At 72.7% G+C, this 1854-nt stretch carries 1 protein-coding gene and 1 pseudogene; both read left to right on the plus strand.

Translation table 11 applies throughout. The features are described from left to right. Positions 1-663 (plus strand): annotated as a pseudogene (locus tag DEIPI_RS29070) (TROVE domain-containing protein); the annotation flags it as partial. A 280-nt stretch (positions 664-943) separates the two neighbouring features. Continuing rightward, a partial coding sequence (locus tag DEIPI_RS29075) for a vWA domain-containing protein (RefSeq protein ID WP_052351637.1) occupies positions 944-1854 on the plus strand: 911 nt, incomplete at its 3' end.

Genomic DNA, 1854 nt, shown 5'->3' on the forward strand with positions numbered 1-1854 from the left:
CGCGGGGTGCGCGGCGGCGGCGAGTGGCCGGTGGTGCCCGCGGTCGTGGAGGCCCTCGACCGGGCGTTCGTGCTGGCCTTCGCGGCGGTGGAGCCTTCCGGGAAGCGCTTCGTGCTGGGTCTCGACGTGTCGGGCTCCATGGACGCGGGCGTGGTGGCGGGCGTGCCGAACCTCACGCCGAGGCTCGCGACGGCCGCGATGGCGCTCGTCACGACCCGCACGGAGGCGCGGACGACGGCGCTGGCCTTCTCCGCCGCGCGGGGCGGGTTCGGCGGGCAGTGGGGCGGGGGAGAGTCCGGGCTGACCCCGCTGACCTTCTCGGGCGGGACGCGGCTCGACGACGCCGTGAAGACCATGCGGGCCGTGCCGATGGGCGGCACCGACTGCGCGCTGCCGATCCTGTGGGCGACGCGTGAGGGCGTGGAGGCGGACGTGTTCGTGGTGTACACGGACAACGAGACGTGGGCGGGGCGCGTGCATCCCGTGCAGGCGCTGCGTGCGTACCGCGAGAAGACGGGTATCCCGGCGCGGCTGGTCGTGGTCGGCATGACCGCCACGCGCTTCACCATCGCGGACCCGCTGGACGCGGGCATGCTGGACCTGGTGGGCTTCGACGCGAGCGCGCCGCGCGTGATGACGGAGTTCGCGGCGGGGAGGTTCTGAAGGAAGAATCCGTACGAATTCGGCGGGAGGCGTTCGGACGGGGAAGGCCGGGGAGACCCGGCCTTCGTGCTGCCGCGACGGGAAGTGTCGTCCCGCGTGCCCGCCCGCGGCGTCAGAGGTTGTCGTGCCGGAAGGGGAGGATGTCGGGGTCAGGGCCCGCTCTCGAAGGGTTACAAGAAATAGCCTATGTTGACAGTTGTAGTTGTTGTCAAATAAGCTTTGACCATCCAGCCACCCTCCACCGGACCGTCCGGTCCACCCGCACCGAAGGACGTGACCCATGCCCCAGCCCCAGCGCCCCACCGTCACCTTCCAGCCCCTCAGGCGCGCCCTCGTCGAGGGCGCCGACCAGACCCTCGACGTCCTCGTCCGCGTCGAAGCTCCCACCTCCACCGAGGTCGCCGCGCGCACGGCGCGCCCGCCGCTCAACCTCTCGCTCGTCATCGACCGCAGCGGCAGCATGAGCGGCGACAAGCTCCGCACCGCCCGGAAGGTCGCCCTCACCGCCCTCGGCCTGCTCACCGACCGCGACCGCTTCAGCGTCGTCACCTTCGACGACCACGTCGAGGTCGTCGTGCCCTCCACGCCCGGCGGCGAGCGCGCGCAGAGCGCCGAGGCCCTCATCCGCGACATCACGGCGGGCGGCAGCACCGCCCTCCACGAGGGCTGGCGCGTCGGCGGCCTCCAGGTCGCCGAACACCAGCGGCCCGGCCACCTCAACCGCGTGCTGCTCATCAGCGACGGCGAGGCCAACGTCGGCCTCACCGACCCGAGGGTCATCGCGGGCCACGTCGCGGGCCTCGCCGCGCGCGGCGTCAGCACCACCACCTTCGGCATGGGCGACCACTACGACGAACAGCTCCTCGAAACCGTCGCGAGCGCCGGGGACGGCAACGCCCACTACGTCAGGGACGCCCGCGACCTCGAAACGATGTTCGACGAGGAACTGCGCGGCCTCAGCGCCACCCTCGGACGCGCCGTGAGCCTCGGTGCCGAACCCAACGCCGAGTTCGGCGTCACCGTGCAGGACGTCCTCAACGACCTGCCGCGCAACGGGACGGGCACCCTGCGACTCCCCAACCTCGTGGCCGGCCGCACCACCGAGATCGCCCTGCGCCTCCACCTGCCCGCCCGCGCCCTCCCCGCGCACGGCACGGTCGGCGTGACCCGCGTGCGGCTCGCCTGGGACGA

Source organism: Deinococcus pimensis DSM 21231 (assembly GCF_000519345.1).
GTDB classification, from domain to species: Bacteria; Deinococcota; Deinococci; order Deinococcales; family Deinococcaceae; genus Deinococcus_A; species Deinococcus_A pimensis.